Raw genomic sequence first — 18294 nt, 5'->3', positions numbered from 1 at the left:
TCCGATGAGACTCCGTGTTTTTTCCCTGCTATTGATCGCCGCGCTGCCGCATTCGCTGGCCGTTGCCGAGGGCGTCCGTCTGGACTCTCCGAGCGGCGGCTGGCGCGAATCTGGCGGTGAAGGGGAGCAGTTCATGCAGACGGTGAACTACCCGGCGTCCTCGGTGGGCACGCCGGCCGGACAGGCGTCCGCCGCGCGGATCAAGGGCCAGATCGCGGCCCTGCCGAAACCGCCGACGGAGCCCGCCAGGCTGGTGGTGAACGGCGTCAGCATGCCGCTCAAGCTGGACGGCGACGGCAACTTCGACCGGCCGTTCGTCTTCCCCAATGGCAGCAACAGCGTGGAGGTGCGCAGTCCGGATGGCGGGCAGCAACGCCGCGCGCAGTTCTACGCCAGCGGCGCCGGGCGGGTGCCGGCCAAGCTGCGTGTGCTGCTGTCCTGGGACAGCGACAACACCGACCTCGACCTACACTTGGTGACGCCCGACGGTGGGCATGTCTGGTACGGCGACCGCTCGCTGGCCAACGGCGCGGCGCTGGATGTCGACGTGACCACCGGCTACGGGCCGGAAATCATCGCCAGTCCCTCGCCGCTGAAGGGGCAGTATCTGGTCTATGTGAACTATTACGGCGGCGGCTATGGCGTCGGCGACGGAGAAGTGAAGGCCGCGCAGGACCTGACCACCGCGCAGATCACCGTCATTACCGAGGAAGGCACGCCGAACGAGAAGCAGGAATCCTTCCTGGTGCCGATGCGTGCGCCGGGGGAGCTGACGCTGGTGAAGCGCTTCAGCTATCCCTGACGCCGGGACCGCTCTTGGTAGGAGCCAGCTTGCTGGCGATCCGGAGTCGAATGGAGCAAGAAACGTAGGATGGGTTGAGCGAAGCGATACCCATGGACGCCGCGGATGATGGGTATCGCAAGCTCAACCCATCCTACGAAGTGCTCGGCACCGTGCCGTAGAGGGCCCTACAGGGAATCTCAGCCCTGCTCGGCCTGCCACGCGTCGATCACTTCCTGTGCGGCGCGGAAGGCGTCGATGGCGGCCGGAACGCCGGCATACACCGCGCAGTGCAGCAGCGCTTCGCGGATTTCCTCCACCGTACAGCCGTTGTTCAGTGCGCCGCGTACGTGGCCTTTCAGCTCCTGCGGGCATTTCAGGGCGGTCAGCGCGGCCAGGGTGATCAGGCTGCGGGTCTTGCGCGGCAGGCCTTCGCGGGCCCATGTCGCGCCCCAGGCGTGCTCGTTGACGAAGTCCTGCAGCGGCCGGGTGAAGTCGGTCGCGTTGCTCATGGCGCGGTCGACGAAGGCATCGCCCATCACTTCGCGGCGTACCTGCTGGCCGTGTGGCCGGTCCTGTTCGCTCATCTCGTTCTCCTTGTCGATCAGTCGAGGCTTTGCACCCGTACCGGGACGACGCCGCTGCGGGTCATGCCGATGGCGTCGGCCGCCCGGCGGGAAACGTCGATGATGCGTCCCCGCACGAACGGACCGCGGTCGTTGATACGCACCACCACGCTGCGGTCGTTCTTCAGGTTGGTGACCCGCACCAGGGTGCCGAATGGCAGGTCTCGGTGCGCTGCGGTCAGGGCCGAGGGGCTGTAGCGCTCGCCGCTGGCGGTGCGTTTTCCGGCGTGGCGGCTGCCATAGAAGGAGGCCTTGCCGGTTTCGTCATAACTGCTGTCGCCGATCTGCCCGGCACAGCCGGTGATCAGCACGGCCAGGGCGATGAAGAGCGGAAGACGAAGGAAGTTGAAGTTGTGCATGACGACTCCCGGGGACAAGAAAACGCCGGGCGTACCCGGCGTCTGGATGGCTCAGGATTCGAGCTTCTTCTTCAGCAATTCGTTCACTTGCTGCGGGTTGGCCTTGCCTTTCGAGGCCTTCATCGCCTGGCCGACGAAGAAGCCGAACATCTTGCCGCGCTTGGCCTCGTCGGCGGCGCGGTACTGTTCGACCTGGTCGGCGTTGGCCGCCAGCATCTCGTCGAGCATGCTTTCGATGGCGCCGCTGTCGGTGACCTGCTTCAGGCCCTTGGCTTCGATGATCTGGTCGGCGCTGCCTTCACCGTTGGCCATGGCCTCGAAGACCATCTTGGCGATCTTGCCGGAGATGGTGTTGTCCTTGATGCGCAGGATCATGCCGCCCAGTTGCTCGGCGGAAACCGGCGACTGCTCGATCTCCAGGCCGTCCTTGTTGAGCAGGCTGGACAGCTCGCCCATCACCCAGTTGGCAGCCAGCTTGGCGTCGCCGCAGATACCCTGGACCTTCTCGAAGTAGTCGGCCATCTCGCGGCTGGCGGAAAGCACACTGGCGTCATAGGCGGACAGGCCGAATGCGCTCTGGAAGCGCTCGCGCTTCTGGTCCGGCAGTTCCGGCAGCTCGTTGCGCAGGGCGTCGAGGAAGCTCGGCTCGATCACCACCGGCAGCAGGTCCGGGCAGGGGAAGTAGCGGTAGTCGTTGGCTTCTTCCTTGCTGCGCATGGAGCGCGTCTCGTCCTTGTTCGGGTCGTACAGGCGGGTTTCCTGCACCACCTTGCCGCCTTCCTCGATCAGGTCGATCTGCCGCTGCACTTCATGGTTGATCGCTTTCTCGATGAAGCGGAAGGAGTTGACGTTCTTGATCTCGGCGCGGGTGCCGAACTCGGCCTGGCCCTTCGGCCGCACCGAGACGTTGCAGTCGCAGCGCAGCGAGCCTTCGGCCATGTTGCCGTCGCAGATGCCGAGGTAGCGGACCAGCGCATGGATCGCCTTGACGTAGGCCACGGCTTCCTTGGCGCTGCGGATGTCCGGCTCGGAGACGATCTCCAGCAGCGGCGTGCCGGCGCGGTTCAGGTCGATGCCGCTCATGCCGTGGAAGTCTTCGTGCAGGCTCTTGCCGGCGTCCTCTTCCAGGTGCGCGCGGGTGATGCCGACGCGCTTGACGGTGCCGTCTTCCAGGGTGATGTCCAGGTGACCCTTGCCGACGATGGGATGGTCCATCTGGCTGGTCTGGTAGCCCTTGGGCAGATCCGGGTAGAAGTAGTTCTTGCGCGCGAAGACGTTGCGCGGCGCGATGTTCGCGTCGATGGCCAGGCCGAACTTGCAGGCCATGCGCACGGCTTCTTCATTCAGCACCGGCAGGGTGCCGGGCATCGCCAGGTCGACCAGGCTGGCCTGGGTGTTGGCCTCGGCGCCAAAGGTGGTGGCGCTGCCGGAGAAGATCTTCGACCGGGTGGAGAGCTGTGCGTGGATCTCCAGCCCGATTACTGTTTCCCATTGCATATCGTAATCCTTCCTCAGAAGCCGGCCGGTGCCTGTTTGTGCCAGTCGGTCGCCTGTTGGTACTGGTGCGCGACGTTGAGCAGACGGCCTTCCTGGAAGTATGGCGCGAGCAGCTGCACACCGACCGGCAGGCCGTCGACGAATCCGGCGGGCATGGACAGGCCCGGGATGCCGGCGAGGTTGGCGGTGATGGTGTAGATGTCTTCCAGGTACTGGGAGACCGGGTCGCCGCTCTTCTCGCCGATCTTCCAGGCCGGGTTCGGCGTGGTCGGGCCGAGGATCACGTCGACCTCGTTGAACGCGGCGACGAAGTCGTTCTTGATCAGGCGGCGGATACGCTGGGCCTTCAGGTAGTAGGCGTCGTAGTAGCCGGCGGACAGCGCGTAGGTGCCGACCATGATGCGGCGCTTCACCTCGGCGCCGAAGCCTTCGGCGCGCGAGCGCTTGTACAGGTCTTCGAGGTTCTGCGGATTCTCGCAGCGATAGCCATAGCGCACGCCATCGAAGCGCGACAGGTTGGAGCTGGCCTCGGCCGGCGCGATCACGTAGTAGGCCGGGATGGCGTGCTGCATGTTCGGCAGGGAGATTTCCTTGACCGTCGCGCCAAGCTGCTTGAGCTGCTCGACCACGGCCAGCACGGCGTCGGCGATGCGGCTGTCGAGGCCGGCGCCGAAGTATTCCTTCGGCAGGCCGATGCGCAGGCCGGCCAGCGGCTTCTGCAGGGCGGCCAGGTAGTCGTCGAGCGGCTGGTCGACGCTGGTGGAGTCCTTCGGATCGAAGCCGGCCATGGCGCCGAGCATCAGCGCGCAGTCCTCGGCGGTGCGCGCCAGCGGGCCAGCCTGATCGAGGCTGGAGGCGTAGGCGATCATGCCCCAGCGGGAGACGCGGCCGTAGGTCGGCTTGATGCCGGTGAGGTTGGTCAGCGCCGCCGGCTGACGGATCGAGCCGCCGGTGTCGGTGCCGGTGGCGGCGGGAATCAGACGGGCGGCGACCGCCGCGGCGGAACCGCCGGAGGAACCGCCGGGGACGCGTTCGAGGTCCCACGGGTTCTTCACCGGGCCGTAGTAGCTGGACTCGTTCGACGAGCCCATGGCGAACTCGTCCATGTTCAGCTTGCCGAGGCTGACGGCGCCGGCGTTGGCCAGGCGCTCGACGACGGTGGCGTCATACGGCGAAACGAAATTGTCGAGGATCTTCGAACCGCAGCTGGTGCGTATGCCCTGGGTGCAGAACAGGTCCTTGTGGGCGATCGGTGCGCCGAGCAGGGCGCCGTTCTCGCCTTTGGCACGCCGTTCGTCGGCTGCCCTGGCCTGATTCAGGGCCAGTTCCTCGGTGATGCTGATGAAGCTGTTCAGTTGCGGGTCGAGCTGCTGGATGCGGGCCAGCAGGGCACGGGTCAGCTCTTCGGCGGAGAACTGCTTGTCGGCGAGGCCGCGGGCGACCTCGGCGAGGGTCAGTTGATGCAGCATGTGTCCGTGTCCTTCCTTAATTACTCGATGACTTTCGGGACCAGATACAGGCCCTCTTCCACGGCCGGGGCCACGGCCTGGTAGGCGTCGCGGTGATTTTCCTCGGTCACCGCGTCGGCGCGCAGGCGCTGGGTGGTTTCCAGCGGGTGCGCCAGGGGCTCGATGCCCGTGGTGTCGACGGCCTGCATCTGGTCGATCAGGCCGAGGATGTTGTTCAGGGTTTCTGTGGTGGGTGATACATCGGCCTCGGCCAGCCCAAGGCGGGCCAGGTGGGCGATTTTCTCCACGTCGGAGCGTTCAAGCGCCATCGGAAGTCTCCAGCTAGAGCGGCCAGCGTCCTATGGTCGCAGGCCGGACGGAAAAGGGCGGGGAACGGATCCCGCGGCAGGCGGTCAGAGGCCGCTGGGACAGGGCCTGAAGGCCCGGAAAAGGGAGCAATTTAACACAATGCCGCCTTGCCCAAAATCCCCGTCGTTGTTAGAGTTTGCCGCACTTTTTTACCCGCGCATTTCTTCACCCACGCATCTCCCAGGGTTCCTTCCCCATGTTCAAAAAATTGCGTGGCATGTTTTCCAGTGATCTGTCGATCGACCTGGGCACTGCCAATACCCTCATTTATGTGCGCGAGCGCGGCATCGTCCTGAACGAACCGTCGGTGGTCGCCATTCGCAGTCACGGCAGCCAGAAAAGCGTGGTAGCCGTTGGTACCGAAGCCAAACGCATGCTCGGCCGTACTCCGGGCAATATCGCCGCCATCCGTCCGATGAAGGACGGCGTGATCGCAGACTTCAGCGTCTGCGAAAAGATGCTGCAGTACTTCATCAACAAGGTTCACGAGAACAGCTTCCTGCAGCCCAGCCCGCGTGTGCTGATCTGCGTGCCGTGCAAGTCCACCCAGGTCGAACGCCGCGCCATCCGCGAGTCCGCCCTCGGCGCCGGCGCCCGTGAGGTGTACCTGATCGAGGAACCGATGGCCGCTGCCATCGGCGCCGGCCTGCCGGTGGAAGAAGCCCGCGGCTCGATGGTCGTGGATATCGGCGGCGGTACCACCGAAATCGCGCTGATCTCCCTGAACGGCGTGGTCTATGCCGAATCCGTCCGCGTCGGCGGCGACCGCTTCGACGAAGCCATCGTCACCTACGTGCGCCGCAACTACGGCAGCCTGATCGGCGAATCCACCGCCGAGCGCATCAAGACGGAAATCGGCACTGCCTACCCCGGCGGCGAAGTCCGCGAAGTCGATGTGCGTGGCCGCAACCTGGCCGAAGGCGTACCGCGCAGCTTCACCCTGAACTCCAACGAAGTGCTCGAAGCGCTGCAGGAATCCCTGGCGACCATCGTCCAGGCGGTGAAGAGCGCGCTGGAGCAGTCGCCGCCGGAACTGGCTTCCGACATCGCCGAGCGCGGCCTGGTGCTGACCGGTGGTGGCGCGCTGCTGCGTGACCTGGACAAGCTGCTGGCCCAGGAAACCGGCCTGCCGGTGATCGTTGCCGAAGACCCGCTGACCTGCGTGGCTCGTGGCGGCGGCCGTGCGCTGGAAATGATGGATCGTCACGCCATGGACCTGCTCTCCACCGAATAAGGTGGGGAGCCCTCTCGTCTAGGATCGGGCCATCAAACCGCTATTTTCCAAAGGGCCGTCGCTGGGCGTACGCCTGGTCGCGCTGGTCGTGCTGTCTGTCAGCCTGATGGTGGTCGATGCCCGCTTCGACTACCTCAAGCCGATGCGCAGCCAGATGGGGCTGGTGCTCACCCCCTTCTACTGGCTCGCCGACCTGCCGGTGCGGGCCTGGGAAGGCGTGCGCGACCAGTTTGCCAGCCACAGCGAGCTGCTCGCCGAGAACGAGCGCCTGAAGGCCGAGTCACTGCTGATGCAGCGCCGCCTGCAGAAGCTGGCGACCCTGACCGAACAGAACGTGCGCCTGCGCGAACTGCTCAATTCCGCCGCCCTGGTGGACGACAAGGTGCTGGTCAGCGAGCTGATCGGCGTCGATCCCAACCCCTTCACCCAGCGCATCCTGATCGACAAGGGCGAGAAGGACGGCGTATTCCAGGGCCAGCCGGTGCTCGATGCCAGCGGCCTGATGGGGCAGGTGGTCGAGGTCATGCCTTACTCTTCCCGCGTGCTGCTGCTGACCGATACCACCCACAGCATTCCGGTGCAGGTGAATCGCAACGGCCTGCGCGCCATCGCGGTCGGTACAGGCAATCCGGAGCGTCTGGAACTGCGTTTCGTCGCCGATACCGCCGATATCAAGGAGGGCGACCTGCTGGTCAGCTCCGGCCTCGGCCAGCGTTTCCCGGCCGGCTATCCGGTGGCGGTGGTCAAGGAAGTCATCCATGACACCGGCCAGCCATTCGCCACCATCCGTGCGGTGCCCACCGCCAAGATGAACCGCAGCCGCTATGTGCTGCTGGTGTTCAGCGACCGCCGCACCCCGGAAGAGCGCGCCACCGATGCCGCCGAGGCGCAGGTCGAGGCCGATCGCCAGGCTGCCGAGGCCGCCGCCCAGGGCACGGCGCAGCCGCCCGCACAGGCGCCGGCCGCGGCTCCGGCGACTGCACCGCAAGCCCAGGCTCCGGCACCGGCTGCCCATCCGCCCGCTGCGCAGCAGGCGCATTCCAGCGCTCCCGCACAACCTGGCGAAAGGAGTCGCAACTGATGGCGGCCCACGGTTCGCGTAACGGCTGGGTCGTCTGGCTCAGCCTGCTGCTGGCGCTGCTGCTGTCCGTGGCGCCGATGCCGAGTTTCATGGAGATCGGCCGGCCGCTGTGGCTGGCGATGGTCCTGACCTACTGGGTGCTCTACCTGCCGCACAAGGTCGGCATGTTCACTGCCTGGGTGCTGGGTCTGGCGGCGGATGTGCTGTACGGCAGCCTGCTCGGGCAGAACGCGCTGGTTCTCGGCCTGATCGTTTTCCTGGTGCTGAACCTGCAGCAACGTCTGCGAATGTTCCCGATCTGGCAGCAATGCCTGGTCCTGCTGGTGGTCTTCGGCCTGGCGCAGCTGGTCCAGCTGTGGCTCAACACGCTGACCGGCAATCGCCCGCCGACCCTGGTCTTCCTGCTGCCCGCACTGGTTAGCGCGCTGCTCTGGCCCTGGGTGTACGCCCTGTTGCGGGGCTTGCGTGTGCGTCTGAGCATCAACTGACTGCCCAGCCCGGGCGGTCATCCTCGAGCCTGTGGGCGCGAGTACTTGCGTACCTGACTTGGGAGTCATGATGTCGCAGCTTTACCTGGCATCCAGTTCGCCGCGCCGCCGTGAGCTGCTGGCGCAAATCGGCCTGCCTTTCAACAGCGTCCCCGCGAATATCGACGAAACCCCGCTGTCCGGCGAGCTGCCGGTCGCCTATGTCGAGCGTCTGGCGCGGGACAAGGCGCTCGCCGGGCTGGCTATGCTTGCCCAGAGGGCGGACGTCTGCGTGCTTGGCGCCGATACCACGGTGATCCTCGATGGCCGCATCCTCGGCAAGCCGGTCGACCGCGACGATTCGCTGGCCATGCTGCGCGCGCTGTCCGGGCGCGAGCATGAGGTGCTGACCGCCGTCGCCGTGGCCGATCGCAACCGCTGCGAGGCTCGGGTCGTCGGCAGCCGGGTGTTCTTCCGGGAGATTTCCGAGGCCGAAGCCGAGGCGTACTGGGCCACCGGCGAGCCGCTGGACAAGGCCGGCGGCTATGCCATCCAGGGACTGGCTGCGGTATTCGTCAGTCGCGTGGAAGGCAGCTATAGCGCAGTAGTCGGCCTGCCTTTGTGCGAGACTGCAGAGCTGCTGGCTGACTTCTCGATCCCTTGCTGGCAGTCTTGAACGAGAAGAAGTAGCGCCACCGACCGGGCACGACACAAGGCAGAGGACGCATGAGCGAAGAAATCCTGATCAATATCACGCCAATGGAATCACGCGTGGCGGTGGTGGAAAACGGCGTCCTGCAGGAAGTCCATGTCGAGCGCACGCAGCGGCGCGGCATCGTCGGGAATATCTACAAGGGCAAGGTGGTCCGCGTGCTGCCCGGCATGCAGGCGGCCTTCGTCGATATCGGCCTGGAGCGCGCGGCGTTCATTCATGCGGCGGAGATTTCCACCCGCGAGGGCAGCGCGGTGGAGAGCATCAGCGCGCTGGTGCACGAGGGCCAGAGCCTGGTGGTGCAGGTCACCAAGGACCCCATCGGCACCAAGGGCGCGCGCCTGACCACCCAGCTGTCGATTCCGTCGCGCTACCTCGTCTACATGCCGCGCACCAGCCATGTCGGCATTTCCCTGAAGATCGAGGACGAAGTCGAGCGCGATCGCCTGAAGCGTGTGGTCGCCAATTGCGTCGAGACGGAAGGCATCGTCGAGCAGGGGGGCTTCATCCTGCGCACCGCCGCCGAGGGCGCCGGGGAAGACGAGATTCTTGCCGACATCCGCTACCTGCGCCGCCTGTGGGATCAGATCGCCGCGCAGATCCAGACCGTCGGCGCGCCGACGCTGATCTACGAAGACCTGTCCCTGGCCCTGCGCACCCTGCGCGACCTGGTCAATCCGCGGATCGAGAAGATTCGCGTCGATTCGCGGGAGAACTTCCAGAAGATCACGCAATTCGTCGACGAACTGATGCCGGAAATCGCCGACCGCCTGGAGCATTACCCCGGTGAGCGGCCGATATTCGATCTCTACGGCGTCGAGGACGAGGTGCAGAAGGCGCTGGAGCGCAAGGTCCTGCTGAAGTCCGGCGGCTACCTGATCATCGACCCGACCGAGGCGATGACCACCATCGACGTCAACACCGGCGCCTTCGTCGGCCACCGCAACCTCGAAGAGACCATCTTCAAGACCAATCTCGAGGCAGCCACGGCGATTGCCCGCCAGCTGCGCCTGCGCAACCTGGGCGGGATCATCATCATCGACTTCATCGACATGGAGGACGAGGATCACCGCCGCCAGGTGCTGCGCACGCTGGAGAAGCAGCTCGAACGCGATCACGCCAAGACCAACATCATCGGCATCACCGAGCTTGGCCTGGTACAGATGACCCGCAAGCGCACCCGCGAGAGCCTGGTGCAGATACTCTGCGAGCCGTGCCCGTGCTGCCAGGGGCGCGGCAACCTGAAGACCGCGGAAACCATCTGCTACGAAATCTTCCGGGAGATCCTCCGCGAGGCGCGCGCCTACCAGGCCAATTCCTACCTGGTGCTGGCCAACCAGAAGGTGGTCGACCGCCTGCTCGACGAGGAATCCGGAAACGTCGCGGACCTGGAAATGTTCATTGGCCGGACCATCAAGTTCCAGGTCGAGCCGATGTATTCCCAGGAACAGTACGACGTGGTCCTTCTCTAGGGCGCCGCGCTGAATGGAACGCCTCGGCCGCCTGGTAGCCAGCTCCCTGCGAGTGCTCCTGGCGCTTTGCGCCCTCGGCCTGGTACTGCTCGCCCTCTACGTCAGCCTGGGGCGGCAACTGGCGCCGCTGGTCGGCGAATACCGCGAGGAACTGGCCACGCGGGCGACCGCGCGGCTCGGCTTGCCGGTGCAGATCGGTGCGCTCGAAGGCCGCTGGCGCGGTTTCGGCCCGGTGGTGGTCGCGCGCGATATCCAGATCGGCGAGGGCGCCAACCTGCTGCGCCTGGAGCAGGTCCGGCTGACCCCGGATGTGCTCGACAGCCTGCTGTCCCGCCAGCCGCAGGTCGCTGACCTGGAGCTGGAAGGCCTGCACCTGGCCCTGCGCGAGGGTGAGGGCAGTCATTGGCAGGTCGAGGGCCTGCCCGCTGGGCGTGAAGGTGGCGACCCGCGCCAGTTGCTCGACCTGCTGCTGTTGCCGCGCCGCCTCTCGCTGCTGGACAGCCAGGTCGTTCTCCTGCCGCGCAATGCCGAGCCGGTGGCGCTCAGCCAGGTCGGACTGACCCTGCGCAACGGCGTCGGTCGGCGCCAGAGCCTGGAAGGCCGCCTCAACCTGCCGGACGGACAGCCGCTGGCGCTGCGCATCGATACCCGCCTGAACCGTGACGACTGGCGGCGCAGTTCGCTCAAGTCGTACCTCAGCCTGCCGCAGAGCGATTGGTCGAAATGGCTGCCGCCGAGTCTGACCCGGCAATGGAAGCTGTCCGAACTCCGCGCGGGTGGCGAGCTCTGGCTGACCGTCGAGCGCGGCGTAGCGACGGCGGCTGCCGCGCGCCTGCATGCGCCGCGCCTGGCCGCGGCCTATGACGACCGCCCGCCGGTGGTGCTGGGCGACCTCGGCGTGAGCCTGTTCCTGCAGCGCAAGGGCGACGACCTGCGCCTGCGGGTGGCGAATCTCGCCGCCAATCTCGGCGATACCCGCTGGGGCGAGGCGGAACTTGAGCTGCAGCACCAGCTCAAGGGCGAAGAGCGTTGGCAACTGCGCGCCGACCGCATCGATCTGGCGCCGCTGACCTCGACCGTCACGGCGCTGGCGCCATTGCCGGAAGTGGTGGTGACCTGGCTGGCCGGCCTGAGCCCGCGCGGGGTGCTGCATAACGTCAATCTCGACTACTGGCCGCAGCGCACCGGCGCCGAGCGGGTCAGCTATGCGATGAACCTGGAGAGCGCCGGCGTCAGCGCCTTCCATGAAGTGCCGGCAATGGAGAACGTCAGCGGCACCGTCAACGGCAACCTCGGCGGCGGCCAGTTCGACGCCTCCGCGCAGGATTTCGTCTTCCATCTGGCTCATCTGTTCCCGCAGCCGTGGCGCTACCGCGAGGCCCATGCCCGGCTGTTCTGGCGCCTGGACGAACAGGCCTTCACCTTCGGCAGCCCGCTGATGCGCGTCGAGGGCGAGGAAGGCAGCCTGGCCGGCGACATGCTGATCCGTCTGGCGCGCGATCCGGCGCAGGAGGACTACATGGACCTGCGCGTCGGTCTGCGCGATGGCGATGCGCGCTTCACCGAAAAGTACCTGCCGACGCTGCTGCCGGCGATGAACAAGAATCTTGCCGCCTGGCTGAAGACCGCGATCAAGGCCGGGCGCGTCGAGCAGGGCTATTTCCAGTGGCAGGGCTCGCTGAACCACGGCGCCGCGCCGGAATCGCACGCCATGAGCCTGTACTTCAAGGTGCACGGCGGCGAACTGGACTACCAGCCGGGCTGGCCCGAACTGAGCCAGGCCGACGGCGAAGTGCTGGTGGAAGACAGCGGCGTGCATATCAGCGCGTCCAGCGGCCGCATCCTGCAGAGCCAGGTCCGCGATGTGGTGGTCGATATTCCTCATGTGGAGCCGGGGGAAACCACCCATCTGCATATCAATGGCGATCTCGTCAGCAGCGTCGGCGATGGCTTGAAGATCCTCCAGGATTCGCCGATCGGAGCGAAGCAGGTCTTCGCCGGCTGGCAGGGCGAGGGTGCCCTGAAAGGCCGTCTGCAGCTGGACATCCCGCTGGCCAGGGAGCAGGCGAAGAATGCCCGGGTGATCGTGGACTTCGCCAGCGACGGGGCGCGCCTCAGGATTCCCCGGCCGGAACTGGATCTGACCCAGCTCAAGGGCAACTTCCGCTACGACACCGACAGCGGTCTCAGTGCGAAGAACGTCAGCGCCCAGGTGCTGGGTTCGCGGGTGACCGGCAGCATTCGCGCCGAAGGCAGTCGCGGCAACCCACGTACGCGGGTGCTGCTGGCTGGCCAGACGCCAGTGAAGACTCTGCTCGATTGGGCTGCGGTGACCCAGCCGCTGCCGTTGAACGGGCGGGTTCCCTATCAATTGAACCTGCTGCTGGCGGGCGACGACAGCCAGTTGCTGGTCGGCTCCAACCTACAGGGGGTTGCCATCGACCTGCCGGCGCCGTTCGGCAAGGCGGCGGATGAGACCCGCCAGAGCGAGTGGCGGATGACCCTGGGCGGCAACGAGCGGCGCTACTGGGCGACCTATGCGGATCGCGCCAGCCTTGCCTACTCGGCGCCGGCGGATCGGCCGCTGGCCGGGCGCGGGCAGTTGCAGCTGGGCGGTGCGCCGGCCGTGTTGCCCGGTGCTTCCGGGCTGCAGGTGCGTGGCCGGGTGGCGGAGCTGGATGCGGATGCCTGGCTGGCGGTGGCCAGGCAGTACAGCAAAGGCGGTGTACAGGGTGCTGCCGGCCTGCTGCGTGGGGTCGATCTGCAGATCGATCGCTTCAAGGGCTTCGGCCAGTCCCTGGACAATCTGGGGGTGAACCTGCGGCGGGGTGGTGGCGGTTGGCAACTCGGCCTGGTCAGTCGCCTGGCGAGCGGCCAGGTGAACATTCCCGACGCCTCCGGCCGTCCATTGCAGGTGCAACTGGACCGGCTGGACCTGCCGAAGAGCGAGACGGACCCGGCGAAGGACCCGTCGCTGGCCCCCGATCCGCTGCAGAATGTCGATCCGCGCAGCCTGCCGGCCATGGATGTGGCGATCAAGCAGATCCTGCAGGGCGGCAAGCCGATCGGCGCCTGGAGTTTCAACGTGCGGCCCACGCCGGCCGGCGTCAGCTTCACCAATCTCAATCTCGACCTGCGTGGCCTGAAGGTCGGCGGCGAGTTGCGCTGGGAAGGGCAGCCCGGCTCCACCCGCAGCAGCTACAAGGGGCGCCTGGAAGGCGAGGAGCTGGCCGATGTGCTGAAGGCCTGGAACTTCGCGCCGAGTGTCACCAGCGAGCGCTTCCGCATCGACGCCACTGGCTCCTGGCCGGGCTCGCCGGCCCACATCAGCCTGCGCCGCTTCAGCGGGACCCTGGATGCCAGCATGCGCAAGGGGCAGTTCGTCGAGGTGGAAGGCAGTGCGCAGGCGCTGCGGGTCTTCGGTCTGCTCAACTTCAACGCAATCAACCGTCGCCTGCGCCTGGACTTCTCCGACCTGCTCGGCAAGGGGCTCAGCTACGACCGCGTGCACGGCCTGCTGGCGGCAACCGACGGTGTCTATCTCACCCGTCAGCCGCTGAAGGTGGAAGGTCCGTCGAGCGACCTGGAGCTGAACGGCACGCTCGACCTCGCCCACGACAACATCGACGCCAAGCTGCTGGTGACCCTGCCGGTGAGCAACAACCTGCCGCTGGCTGCGCTGATCGTCGGCGCGCCGGCGATTGGCGGCGCGCTGTTCGTGGTGGACAAGCTGCTGGGCGACCAGGTGGCGCGTTTCGCCAGCGTGCAGTACAGCGTGCGTGGCCCCTGGCAGAATCCGCGGATCGCCTTCGAAAAACCCTTCGAGAAACCCCGCTGAGCAGAGTGGCCGCGCATCGGTTAGCATGAAAGCCAAACGATGTCGGAGCCCTTCATGTCCATCGCAGTGATCCAGATGGTCAGTCAGGACGATGTCCTGGCCAATCTCGCCGATGCCCGTCGCCTCTTGCAGCAGGCTGCCGACGCCGGTGCGCGGCTGGCGGTGCTGCCGGAGAACTTCGCCGCCATGGGTCGGCGCGATCTGGCCGAACTCGGCCAGGCCGAGGCACAGGGCGCGGGGCCAATCCTGCCGTGGTTGAAAAGCACCGCCCGCGACCTCAGGTTGTGGATAGTCGCCGGGACCATTCCCTTGCCGCCGGAAGGCGCGCCGCAGGCCAAGGCCAATGCTTGTTCCCTGCTGGTCGACGAAGACGGCGAGATCGCCGCGCGCTACGACAAGCTGCACCTGTTCGACGTGGATGTGGCGGATGCCCGCGGGCGTTATCGCGAGTCGGACGACTATGCCTTCGGCCAGCACGTGGTGGTCGCGGATACGCCAGTCGGCCGGCTCGGCCTGACGGTATGCTACGACCTGCGCTTTCCCGAACTGTATACCGCGCTGCGCGAGGCGGGCGCCGAACTGATCACTGCGCCGTCGGCGTTCACCGCGGTGACCGGCGCTGCGCACTGGCAGGTGCTGATCCGCGCCCGCGCCATCGAGACCCAGTGCTATCTGCTGGCGGCGGGGCAGGGCGGCAGCCACCCGCGCGGCCGCGAGACTTTCGGTCATTCGGCGATCGTCGATCCCTGGGGCCGGGTTCTCGCCGAGCAGGATACCGGCGAGGCCGTGCTGCTGGCCCGGCGCGACGCCGAGGAACAGGCGGCGGTCCGGCAGCGTATGCCGGTCGCCGCACACAGAAGATTCTTTCCGCCGAGCGAACCGCGTCCGGCGCGTACGGAGTGAATAAATGAGCGAGTTGTTGTCATCCGTCAGCCAGCACCTGCTGGCCCCGGGCGGGCTGGATATCGAGCAGTTGCCGCCTCTGCTGCATGAGCTGAGCGGTCCGGGCATCGATGCCGCCGACCTGTATTTCCAGAGCGCGATCTCCGAGTCGTGGATGCTCGAGGACGGCATCGTCAAGGAAGGCAGCTTCCACATGGACCAGGGCGTCGGCGTGCGCGCGCAGTCCGGCGAGAAGACCGGTTTCGCCTACAGCAACGCCATCACCCGCGAAGCCCTGAGCCAGGCGGCGCAGGCGGCCCGCTCGATTTCCCGCGCCGGGCAGAACGGCCAGGTGCAGGCGTTCAAGGCCGTGGTGCCGCAACGCCTGTACCTTGGCGAGAATCCCCTCGACGTGCTGAGCCGGGCGGAAAAGGTCGAGCTGCTGAAGAAGATCGATGCCGCCACCCGCGCCCTCGATCCGCGTATCCAGCAGGTCACGGTGAGTTTGTCCGGGGTCTGGGAGCAGATTCTGGTCGCTGCGACAGATGGTTCGCTAGCGGCGGACATCCGCCCGCTGGTGCGCTTCAACGTCGGCGTGATCGTCGAGCAGAACGGCCGCCGCGAACGTGGCGGGCATGGCGGCGGCGGGCGTACCGACTATCGCTACTTCCTTCAGGAAGACCGCGCCATGAGCTTCGCCCGCGAGGCGCTGCGCCAGGCGCTGGTCAACCTCGAAGCGGTCCCCGCGCCAGCCGGCACCCTGCCGGTGGTGATGGGCGCCGGCTGGTCCGGCGTGCTGCTGCACGAGGCGGTGGGCCACGGCCTGGAAGGCGACTTCAACCGCAAGGGCAGTTCCGCCTACAGCGGGCGGATCGGCGAGAAGGTCGCTTCCAGCCTGTGCACCATCGTCGATGACGGCACCCTGCCGGGCCGCCGTGGTTCCCTTTCGGTGGACGACGAAGGCACCCCGACCAACTGCAACGTGCTGATCGAGAACGGCGTGCTCAAGGGCTACATGCAGGACAAGCTGAACGCGCGCCTGATGGGCGTCGCCCGCACCGGCAACGGTCGCCGCGAGTCCTATGCGCATCTGCCGATGCCGCGCATGACCAATACCTACATGCTGGCCGGGCAGAGCGATCCGGCGGAAATCATCGCCTCGGTGGAGAAGGGCATCTATTGCGCCAATCTCGGCGGCGGCCAGGTGGACATCACCAGCGGCAAGTTCGTCTTCGCCACCAGCGAGGCCTACCTGATCGAGAACGGCAAGATCACCCGCCCGGTGAAGGGCGCGACCCTGATCGGCAACGGTCCGGAAGTGATGAGCCGGGTATCCATGGTCGGCAACGACCTCGCGCTGGACAGCGGTGTCGGCACTTGCGGCAAGGATGGGCAGTCGGTGCCGGTGGGTGTCGGACAGCCGACCCTGAAGATCGATGCGATAACCGTGGGCGGGACGGGAGCCTGATGCTGGATGCCGGAAGCAGGGCGCTTCCGGCTATCGGTTTTGCTTAGCGCAGTCCGCGTTTCAGCTCGTCGAGCTCGCGGATGTATTTGAAGATCTTCCGCGCCGCGGCCGGCGGCTTGTTGTGAGCGGCCTCGTGCTGGGCGTGGCGGATCAGTTGCAGGAGATGCTGACGGTCGCTGTCGGGATATTCGGCGAAGAAACTCGCCAGGGCGTCTTCACCGCCGCCGATCAGGCGATCGCGCCAGCGCTCGAGGGCGTGGAAGCGCTCGTTGTATTCGCGGGTCGAACTGTCCAGTTGATCGATCAGGGTGGTGATGGCTTCGATATCCTGGTCGCGCATCAGTTTGCCGATGTATTGCACGTGGCGTTTTTTTGCGACGTTCGCCTTGTGCTTGGGTGCATCGGCCAGTGCCTTGCGCAGCATGTCGGTGAGCGGCAGGCGCTCGAGCACGTCAGGCTTGAGCGTAGTCAGGCGTTGACCGAGGTCCTGCAGGGCGTGCAGTTCGCGTTTGATCTGCGTCTTGCTCTTCTCTTCGAAGAGCGAGTCGTCGTCGTGATATTCAGCCATGGCGGTGATCCAGTGGAAAACGCCGCCATGATAACGAGTCGAGGGCCGCTTGTCCGGCCCGGCCGGATCGGCGCAGGGCGCAGGTGCCCCGCCAACGGCGATTGGAACAGGAGAGTGGTGCGATGAATGAACATGCCACGGCCGTCGGGCCTGAGGTCCTTCCGGAGCTGCGCGAGCAGGTGGAGCGGATCATCGCCGAAGCCACGCGGCAAGGCGCCAGCGCCTGCGAGGTGGCGGTCTCGGTGGAGCAGGGGTTGTCCACCAGCGTGCGCCAGGGCGAGGTGGAAACCGTCGAATTCAACCGCGACCAGGGCTTCGGCATCACCCTGTACGTCGGCCAGCGCAAGGGCTCGGCGAGTACCTCGGCCACCGGCGATGCGGCGATCCGCGAGACTGTCGCCGCCGCGCTGGCCATCGCAAAACATGCCTCGGAAGACGATTGCGCCGGGCTGGCCGACCAGGCGCTGATGGCTCGCGATGTTCCGGATCTGGACCTGTATCACGCCTGGAACCTGCGCCCGGAGCAGGCGGTGGAGCTGGCGCTGGCCTGCGAGGCAGCGGCGTTCGCCACCGACTCGCGGGTGACCAAGGCGGATGGCACGACGCTGAATACCCATCAGGGCTGCCGGGTCTACGGCAACAGCCACGGCTTCATCGGCGGCTACGCCAGCACCCGGCACAGCCTGAGCTGCGTGATGATCGCCGAGGGCGAAGGGCAGATGCAGCGCGATTACTGGTATGACGTCAACCGTCGCGGCGAACTGCTCGCCAGCCCCGAGTCCATCGGCCAGCACGCCGCCCGCCGGGCCGCCAGCCGGCTCGGTGCGCGACCGGTGCCGACGGCCGAGGTGCCGGTGCTGTTCGCGCCGGAGGTGGCGGTCGGTCTGTTCGGGCATTTCCTCGCGGCGATCTCCGGCGGCAATCTCTACCGCAAGTCGTCCTTCCTCGAAGGCAGTCTTGGGCAGCGCCTGTTCCCCGAGTGGCTGACCCTCGACGAGCGCCCGCTGCTGCGTGGGGCGCTGGGTAGTGCGGCATTCGACAACGACGGCCTGGCCACCTATGCCAAGCCCTTCGTCGAGAACGGCAACCTGGTTTCCTACGTGCTGGGCACCTACTCCGGTCGCAAGCTTGGCATGCCGAGCACGGCCAACTCCGGCGGGGTGCACAACCTGTTCGTCACCCACGGCGATGAGGACCAGGCTGCATTGCTGCGGCGCATGGGCCGCGGCCTGCTGGTCACCGAGCTGATGGGGCAGGGGGTCAACCTGGTGACCGGCGATTATTCGCGCGGCGCCGGCGGTTACTGGGTGGAAAACGGCGAAATCCAGTTCCCGGTACAGGAAGTCACCATCGCGGCGAACCTGCGCGACCTGTTCGCCGGCATCGTGGCGATCGGCAACGATGTCGAGACCCGCGGCAACCTGCACACGGGGTCCGTGCTGGTGGAACGCATGATGGTCGCGGGGAACTGATTTCCCCGAAAACTCCCAAC

The 18294-nt window shown here is 66.4% G+C and carries 16 protein-coding genes; 10 read left to right on the top strand and 6 right to left on the bottom strand.

The annotated features are described in order from the left end of the window. Positions 1-4 precede the first annotated feature (4 nt). Positions 5-802 (top strand): YfaP family protein, encoded by a 798-nt coding sequence (locus JFY56_RS07585; RefSeq protein WP_208312922.1) that lies wholly within the window; start codon positions 5-7, stop codon positions 800-802. A gap of 179 nt (positions 803-981) precedes the next feature. On the opposite strand, the gene JFY56_RS07580 is transcribed toward JFY56_RS07585, so the two are convergent. The 5 genes from JFY56_RS07580 to gatC are packed head-to-tail and all read right to left on the bottom strand — an operon-like array spanning position 982 to position 5040. After that, positions 982-1368, bottom strand: coding sequence for a carboxymuconolactone decarboxylase family protein (locus tag JFY56_RS07580; RefSeq protein ID WP_208312921.1), 387 nt, complete (start codon positions 1366-1368; stop codon positions 982-984). Positions 1369-1385: 17 nt separating this feature from the next. Further along, positions 1386-1766, bottom strand: a complete 381-nt coding sequence (locus tag JFY56_RS07575) for a septal ring lytic transglycosylase RlpA family protein (protein WP_208312920.1) — start codon at positions 1764-1766, stop codon at positions 1386-1388. Between the two features lie 51 nt (positions 1767-1817). Then, on the bottom strand, positions 1818-3263 hold the full coding sequence (gene gatB, locus JFY56_RS07570; protein ID WP_208312919.1) for an Asp-tRNA(Asn)/Glu-tRNA(Gln) amidotransferase subunit GatB: 1446 nt from the start codon (positions 3261-3263) through the stop codon (positions 1818-1820). Between the two features lie 14 nt (positions 3264-3277). After that, positions 3278-4732, bottom strand: coding sequence for an Asp-tRNA(Asn)/Glu-tRNA(Gln) amidotransferase subunit GatA (gene gatA, locus JFY56_RS07565; protein ID WP_208312918.1), 1455 nt, complete (start codon positions 4730-4732; stop codon positions 3278-3280). 20 nt (positions 4733-4752) lie between these two features. Beyond that, complete coding sequence (gene gatC / locus JFY56_RS07560) at positions 4753-5040, bottom strand: Asp-tRNA(Asn)/Glu-tRNA(Gln) amidotransferase subunit GatC (RefSeq protein WP_208312917.1); 288 nt, start codon at positions 5038-5040, stop codon at positions 4753-4755. A 236-nt stretch (positions 5041-5276) separates the two neighbouring features. Here gatC and mreB point away from each other — a divergent pair, with 236 nt between their 5' ends. The 8 genes from mreB to tldD all read left to right on the top strand — a co-directional run bounded on the left by mreB (position 5277) and on the right by tldD (position 16234). After that, a complete protein-coding gene (gene mreB / locus JFY56_RS07555; RefSeq protein ID WP_208312916.1) occupies positions 5277-6314 on the top strand; it encodes a rod shape-determining protein MreB in 1038 nt (345 codons plus the stop codon). A gap of 31 nt (positions 6315-6345) precedes the next feature. Next, positions 6346-7395 carry a rod shape-determining protein MreC gene (gene mreC, locus JFY56_RS07550; RefSeq protein ID WP_208313229.1) on the top strand — a complete coding sequence of 350 codons (1050 nt, stop codon included), beginning with the start codon at positions 6346-6348 and terminating at the stop codon, positions 7393-7395. Continuing rightward, positions 7395-7883: a rod shape-determining protein MreD gene (gene mreD / locus JFY56_RS07545; RefSeq protein ID WP_208312915.1), complete on the top strand. Its 489-nt coding sequence runs from the start codon at positions 7395-7397 to the stop codon at positions 7881-7883. Before mreC ends, mreD begins: the two co-directional genes overlap by 1 nt. A gap of 70 nt (positions 7884-7953) precedes the next feature. Beyond that, positions 7954-8538, top strand: a complete 585-nt coding sequence (locus JFY56_RS07540; RefSeq protein ID WP_208312914.1) for a Maf family protein — start codon at positions 7954-7956, stop codon at positions 8536-8538. Between the two features lie 50 nt (positions 8539-8588). Then, positions 8589-10046: a ribonuclease G gene (rng, locus tag JFY56_RS07535; protein WP_208312913.1), complete on the top strand. Its 1458-nt coding sequence runs from the start codon at positions 8589-8591 to the stop codon at positions 10044-10046. Between the two features lie 13 nt (positions 10047-10059). After that, positions 10060-13884 carry a YhdP family protein gene (locus JFY56_RS07530; protein ID WP_208312912.1) on the top strand — a complete coding sequence of 1275 codons (3825 nt, stop codon included), beginning with the start codon at positions 10060-10062 and terminating at the stop codon, positions 13882-13884. A gap of 54 nt (positions 13885-13938) precedes the next feature. Then, positions 13939-14787: a carbon-nitrogen hydrolase family protein gene (locus JFY56_RS07525; protein ID WP_208312911.1), complete on the top strand. Its 849-nt coding sequence runs from the start codon at positions 13939-13941 to the stop codon at positions 14785-14787. 4 nt (positions 14788-14791) lie between these two features. Continuing rightward, the gene (gene tldD, locus JFY56_RS07520; protein WP_208312910.1) at positions 14792-16234 is read left to right on the top strand and encodes a metalloprotease TldD; all 1443 of its coding nucleotides are present in this window, start codon (positions 14792-14794) and stop codon (positions 16232-16234) included. Positions 16235-16277: 43 nt separating this feature from the next. Here the strand turns inward: tldD and yjgA are convergent, their stop codons facing one another. After that, on the bottom strand, positions 16278-16802 hold the full coding sequence (yjgA, locus tag JFY56_RS07515) for a ribosome biogenesis factor YjgA (protein WP_236032477.1): 525 nt from the start codon (positions 16800-16802) through the stop codon (positions 16278-16280). Positions 16803-16924: 122 nt separating this feature from the next. Here yjgA and pmbA point away from each other — a divergent pair, with 122 nt between their 5' ends. After that, positions 16925-18274 (top strand): metalloprotease PmbA, encoded by a 1350-nt coding sequence (gene pmbA / locus JFY56_RS07510; protein ID WP_208312909.1) that lies wholly within the window; start codon positions 16925-16927, stop codon positions 18272-18274. The last annotated feature ends 20 nt before the right edge of the window (positions 18275-18294 follow it).

This window comes from Pseudomonas schmalbachii, assembly GCF_017589465.1.
Taxonomy (GTDB): domain Bacteria; phylum Pseudomonadota; class Gammaproteobacteria; order Pseudomonadales; family Pseudomonadaceae; genus Pseudomonas; species Pseudomonas schmalbachii.
The sequence above is the reverse complement of the archived record's forward strand: the minus strand, read 5'-3'. Positions and strand labels throughout refer to the sequence as shown.

Excerpts from the sequence above, each read along its gene's own strand:
- JFY56_RS07525 (WP_208312911.1), top strand. The coding sequence starts at position 13,939 with ATGTCCATCGCAGTGATCCAGATGGTCAGTCAGGACGATGTCCTGGCC.
- JFY56_RS07530 (WP_208312912.1), top strand. The coding sequence starts at position 10,060 with ATGGAACGCCTCGGCCGCCTGGTAGCCAGCTCCCTGCGAGTGCTCCTG.
- gatB (WP_208312919.1), bottom strand. The coding sequence starts at position 3,263 with ATGCAATGGGAAACAGTAATCGGGCTGGAGATCCACGCACAGCTCTCC.
- JFY56_RS07540 (WP_208312914.1), top strand. The coding sequence starts at position 7,954 with ATGTCGCAGCTTTACCTGGCATCCAGTTCGCCGCGCCGCCGTGAGCTG.
- JFY56_RS07575 (WP_208312920.1), bottom strand. The coding sequence starts at position 1,766 with ATGCACAACTTCAACTTCCTTCGTCTTCCGCTCTTCATCGCCCTGGCC.
- gatC (WP_208312917.1), bottom strand. The coding sequence starts at position 5,040 with ATGGCGCTTGAACGCTCCGACGTGGAGAAAATCGCCCACCTGGCCCGC.
- gatA (WP_208312918.1), bottom strand. The coding sequence starts at position 4,732 with ATGCTGCATCAACTGACCCTCGCCGAGGTCGCCCGCGGCCTCGCCGAC.
- mreB (WP_208312916.1), top strand. The coding sequence starts at position 5,277 with ATGTTCAAAAAATTGCGTGGCATGTTTTCCAGTGATCTGTCGATCGAC.
- pmbA (WP_208312909.1), top strand. The coding sequence starts at position 16,925 with ATGAATGAACATGCCACGGCCGTCGGGCCTGAGGTCCTTCCGGAGCTG.
- JFY56_RS07580 (WP_208312921.1), bottom strand. The coding sequence starts at position 1,368 with ATGAGCGAACAGGACCGGCCACACGGCCAGCAGGTACGCCGCGAAGTG.
- mreD (WP_208312915.1), top strand. The coding sequence starts at position 7,395 with ATGGCGGCCCACGGTTCGCGTAACGGCTGGGTCGTCTGGCTCAGCCTG.
- tldD (WP_208312910.1), top strand. The coding sequence starts at position 14,792 with ATGAGCGAGTTGTTGTCATCCGTCAGCCAGCACCTGCTGGCCCCGGGC.
- rng (WP_208312913.1), top strand. The coding sequence starts at position 8,589 with ATGAGCGAAGAAATCCTGATCAATATCACGCCAATGGAATCACGCGTG.
- JFY56_RS07585 (WP_208312922.1), top strand. The coding sequence starts at position 5 with ATGAGACTCCGTGTTTTTTCCCTGCTATTGATCGCCGCGCTGCCGCAT.
- yjgA (WP_236032477.1), bottom strand. The coding sequence starts at position 16,802 with ATGGCTGAATATCACGACGACGACTCGCTCTTCGAAGAGAAGAGCAAG.